The following is a 4890-nucleotide window of genomic DNA, read 5'->3' as shown; positions in this document are numbered from 1 at the left end:
GTCCATCATCGCGGCCCGGCTGACGCCGCTGCCATACCAATTCTGGTCGAGAGCGCACCATGGCGAGCGCTCTCGACCAGAATTGGTATGGCAGCGGCGTCAGCCGGGCCGCGATGATGGACTTCGCGCCGGCATTGCTTCCACTCGATGCGACCGTGCTGCCCGTGATCAGCCGCGCAATGCGCCGCTTCGGCCAGAATGAGCGGTCGCTGTTCAGCTTCCTCTCCTCCACTGAACCCTGCGGTCTGATGGCGCATGCCCAGCGGCCGGTCGACGGGTTCAGGCCGTATCGGCTGCACGATTTCTTCGACTATCTCACCGCCAATTTCGCCAGTCTGCTCGGCTCGGGCGCGCATGCCACGCGCTGGAACCAGATCCGGGAGATCTTGCGCTCGGCCGAGACGCGTGCGGCGGACGAGGAGGCCGTGCTCAAGACGGTGGCACTCCTCAACCTCATCGACGACCCGTCGCTCCCTCCCACCCGCGAGGCCGTGCTCCTCGCGGTGGCCGGGGTGGACAAGCGTGCGACCGACCGTGCCAAGGCGGCGATCACACGGCTCTCGCACGAAGCGCGCATCCTCTATGACCGCGGTGCCGCAGGCGCCTTGTGCCTGTGGCCGCATACCAGCGTCGATCTCGACGAGGCCTTCGCTGCAGCCGAGCGGGCGATTGGTCCGATCGACAAGACCTTCGACCATTTGAAGCGGCTGGTGCGCACCGACCCAATCGTCGCGCGGCGCCATTATGTTGAGCGCGGCGCGCTTCGGCATTTCGAGCTCATCTGCCTCGACAGCGGTCGCTTCGAGCACGAGGTCCAAACCGCAATCGAACCGGGCACGCATGCTCCGGACGGGCGGGTTGTGCTGCTGCTCTCCACCACCGAGCAGGCGCGTGAGGACGCCTGGAACCGGCTTGCGCATTGCACGCTTCCCGAGACGACTGTCGTAGGTCTGCCGCGCCCCACCGCCGGTCTCGACCCGCTGCTGCGCGATGTGCTCGCCTGGCGCTGGGTGCGCGATCATGTCCCGGCGCTGGCCGGCGACCGGATCGCACGCACTGAGGTCTCGCGGCAGCTGGCACTTGCGGAGGAACGTCTGACCCGCACGCTCGGCGGCCTGCTCGATGTGCGCGGCAGTGCTGCGGCCGGCATTCGCTGGCGCGATCGTGATGGTGAGCGCCAGTTCGCCTCGTCGCGTAGCTTTGTCTCGCATCTCTCCGATCTGTGCGATCGCGCCTTTTCGCTGTGCCCACGGGTCAGCAACGAGCTCATCAATCGCCGGACCTTGAGCACGGCTGCCGCGCGCGCGCGCAGCCTGCTCATCGAAGCGCTCGCCACCAACGCCGATCAGCCCGGCCTCGGCCTGTCGAGTCAGAACACCCCGCCCGAGCGCGCGATCTATCTGTCCGTGCTGCAGAAGGGCGGCATCCATGTGCAGCGCCAGGGCCGGTGGGAGGTCCGCATCCCAGAAGGGGATGAGGACCGGCTGAATTTCGCGCCGGCGCTCAACGCAATCGCGCGTATCCTCAAGGCCGTGGACAAGCCGGTGGGCTATGAAGTGCTGGCAACCCGCCTGCGCGGCGCGGATTTCGGTATGCGCGACGGGCTTATCCCGCTGGTGATCGCGATCTATCTGCGCGCGAGCTGGCACGAAACCGCGGTCTATGAGGACGGCACCTATCTCGAGCAGGTGGGCGGCCCCGAATTTACACGCATCACCAAAGAGCCCGAGCATTTCGAGTTTCAGCATTGTGCGATCGAAGGGGTGCGGGCTGAGCTTTATGTCCAGCTGGGCGCAGCGCTCGAGACCCGGCTGAGCGAACGTCCCGCGTTGCTCGACATCGTTCGGCCGCTGATGACCTTTGTCGGCAAGCAGCTCCCTGACCATTCGCGCCGGACCCGCCGGCTGTCGCCCGCGACGCTTGCTGCGCGCAGCGCTCTGCTCAGCGGACGCGACCCCAGCGCCCTACTGTTCACTGACCTTCCCAAGGCGTTCGATCTCGAGGCGATTGGCCCGCAGACACTTCCTGGAAGCGAGGCGGTGGCTCGCTATGTGAAGGCGATGGCCGGGGCCATCCGCGAGCTGCGCGACGCCTATCCACGCCTTCTCACTCGCCTCGCCGCGGCGCTCGGCGCGGCGCTTGAGACCGACGAGGACCTGGCAAAGCTGCGCGCGCCGGTCCTGCTGCGCGGCCGCGCGCTCGTTCCCGCGCTGGTGGAGCCAGAATTGCGCGCATTCGTGCTGCGGCTCGCCGATGAAAAGCTCGACGACACCGCTTGGCTCGAGTCGATCGCCAGCTTCGTCGCGCGCAAGCCGGCCGAACGCTGGACCGACAGCGACGAAGAGGAGTTTCACCAGCGGCTCGCCTTTTTCACCCGGCGCTTCCGTCAGGTGGAGACGATCCACTTCCCGGGCCAGGGCGATGACGACAGCGCCTATCGGATCGCGGTGACCTGCGCTGACGGCCGTCAGATCGAACGAATCTTCCGCACGACCGCCGAGCAGGAAGCCGCGATCAAGCGCGCCGAGACTGAGCTCGCGCCGCTGCTTGAGCGCGCCGGCCGGATCGGACGGATTGCGGCTGCGCGGTTGCTTCTGGCCGCCGCTGGCGACGAAGACGCCGACGTAGAGACTTCACCAAAGGCAGGATCGACATGATCAATTGGGACGGCCCCTCGGTTCGCCATATTCTAAGCCTTTCGGGCGGCAAGGACAGCACCGCCCTCGCCATCCATCTGCGCGACCGCGTGCCCAACATGGAATATATCTTCCATGATACGGGAAAGGAACTGCCCGACACGGTCGCCTATATTGAGCGGCTCGAATCCTATCTAGGGCAGCGTGTGATCCGCACCACCACGCGCCAGGGATTCGACGATATCCTGCGCACCAAAGGGGGCGTGCTACCCTCCGGGCGGCGGCGCTGGTGCACTGATTACCTCAAGCTCAAGCCGTTCGAAGCCTATATCGGCGACGAGCCCTGCATCAACTATGTCGGCATTCGCGCCGACGAGGATCGGGTAGGCTACATCAGCCACAAGCCCAATATCCGCGCGGTCTTTCCGTTCCGCGACGACGGGATCGACTATGCTGGCGTGGTGCGCATCCTGACCGATTCCGGGCTTGGCATGCCGCCCTATACCGAGTGGGGTCGAACCCGCTCGGGCTGCTTCTTCTGCTTTTATCAGCAGAAGATCGAATGGGTGCGCCTGAAGCAGCATTATCCTAAGCTGTTCGAAGAGGCCAAGGCCTATGAGAAGCCTAACCGCGTGAACGGCCAGGTCTTCTATTGGACCGACGAGCCGCTCGATCAGCTCGAGCGCCCCGAGCGCATGGCGGCGATCGAGGAGAATTGGGAACGCACCCAGGAGCGCAAACGCGCGCGGCGCACCCAACGACCGCTTGTCGACGTGCTCGGTGGCTTGGAGACCGAGCCCACGCCGCGCGACGGCTGCATGATTTGCCAGCTGTGAGCAGTTCACCGCAGGGGCATGCCACGCCGGGTCAGCGCTGGATTTCGTTTCTGCGCAGCTATGGTCCGATCAACAAGACCGACGGCATGTATGCCGAAACCGTGTCGCGACAGGCGCAGGCGCATGGCGTAGCTCCGCTCGCCTTCGAGCATCCCGAGGCGGAGGCGCTTGCGAAAGCGATCGCACCAGCGGAGGGGCGGCTCACAAACGTCATCCTGACTGGCACCGCGGGTGATGGAAAAACAAGCCTGTGCAGCGAGCTGTGGCACCAGCTAACCGGCGACGAGAGCCGAAAGGCCGGGCGGGATCGCAGCAATTACGGAAAGGTTGCGCTCGAGACGCCTGATGGCGAGCGTACGCTTCACTTCATCTTTGAGTTTAGCGGCTTCACGCCTGAACAGCGCCGGCCGTGGATGCCAGAGCAGATTGACTTACTCAACCGCTTCGCGCGGTCGGTGTTCGATCCTGAACCGCGCGAATATTTCGTGCTCGCCGGCAATGACGGCAAGCTGGTCCAGGCGTTCGATTCGCTGCCAGATAGCGCCGACACGCGGCTCAAACCCCTCATCGAGACACTGCTAACACGCGACCACCGCAGCCAGGCGGGCGCGGCGTTGCTGTTTCTCAACCTGAGCCGCATGTCGACGCGCGAGCTACTGGAACGAGCACTCAAGTGCCTACTCGGCCGCGCGGAATGGGCATGCTTCCACGACGAGGCCAGCGATCCCGCGTTTAGCCCGGCTTCGCCCCTCACTAGAAACTTTCAGCTACTCCATGAGCCGCGCATTCGCGAACGGCTGCAGGCGCTCGGCGAGTTGTGCGACAGCAATGGCTTTCACGTCTCCATCCGCGAGGTCCTGCTGCTCCTTGTCAACGGCTTGCTTGGCTATAAGGGCGGCGACGGGGTGGCACGCCCCGATGCGCTTCGCGACATGGTGCGCGACGGCCGGCACCATGATGCGTGTCTCTACGACAACCTGCTCGGCGCCAATCTGACCGAAGCGAAGCGCGAGCGCTTCGCGGTCTTTCGCTTCTTCACTGGGTTTCGCATCGGGCTTGAGACAAGTAATGCACTCGATGCGCTTCTGGTCTTCGGACAGAATGACACCGATCTCCAGCCGCATCACCAACGACTGCTTGCCGACGACGCGCAATATGGCGTGAACCCGGGGTTCGAGCGGCTGCGAGAAGCCTATCTCGAAGCCGATGAGGATCGCGGCGCGGCCGACGAGTTCCATGCCGGGCTAATCGCAGAGCGCCGGCGGCTGTTCTTCCGACTGACCGAGGAGGATCCGAGGTTCGATCCCTGGCAGTTGAGTGTTTTCCAGTCGGCCGGCGCCTATCGCAGCCAGCTTCTCGCTCCCTTGCGCGCGGGCCGTGCAGTCAATCCGGCGCTGCTCGCGCGCCTCGTTCAGGGG

General features: G+C 64.9%; 3 protein-coding genes. All 3 read left to right on the top strand.

Annotation, left to right across the window (positions count from 1 at the left end):
• Positions 1 to 113: 113 nt before the first annotated feature.
• On the top strand, positions 114 to 2657 hold the full coding sequence (locus EOA32_RS32980; protein ID WP_128373956.1) for a hypothetical protein: 2544 nt from the start codon (positions 114 to 116) through the stop codon (positions 2655 to 2657).
• A complete protein-coding gene (locus tag EOA32_RS32975) occupies positions 2654 to 3472 on the top strand; it encodes a phosphoadenosine phosphosulfate reductase family protein (RefSeq protein ID WP_128373955.1) in 819 nt (272 codons plus the stop codon). The genes EOA32_RS32980 and EOA32_RS32975 overlap by 4 nt, the downstream gene beginning before the upstream one ends.
• Positions 3469 to 4890: hypothetical protein (locus EOA32_RS32970; RefSeq protein ID WP_128373954.1), on the top strand; the 1422-nt coding region annotated here is incomplete at its 3' end. The genes EOA32_RS32975 and EOA32_RS32970, both read left to right, overlap by 4 nt.

The sequence above is a fragment of the Mesorhizobium sp. M1A.F.Ca.ET.072.01.1.1 genome, assembly GCF_004023325.1.
GTDB lineage: Bacteria > Pseudomonadota > Alphaproteobacteria > Rhizobiales > Rhizobiaceae > Mesorhizobium.
This window is presented reverse-complemented; position numbering and strand designations above follow the sequence as displayed.

What these genes read in the sequence shown, in the direction of transcription:
- EOA32_RS32980 (WP_128373956.1), top strand. Translation starts at nt 114, where the DNA reads ATGATGGACTTCGCGCCGGCATTGCTTCCACTCGATGCGACCGTGCTG.
- EOA32_RS32975 (WP_128373955.1), top strand. Translation starts at nt 2,654, where the DNA reads ATGATCAATTGGGACGGCCCCTCGGTTCGCCATATTCTAAGCCTTTCG.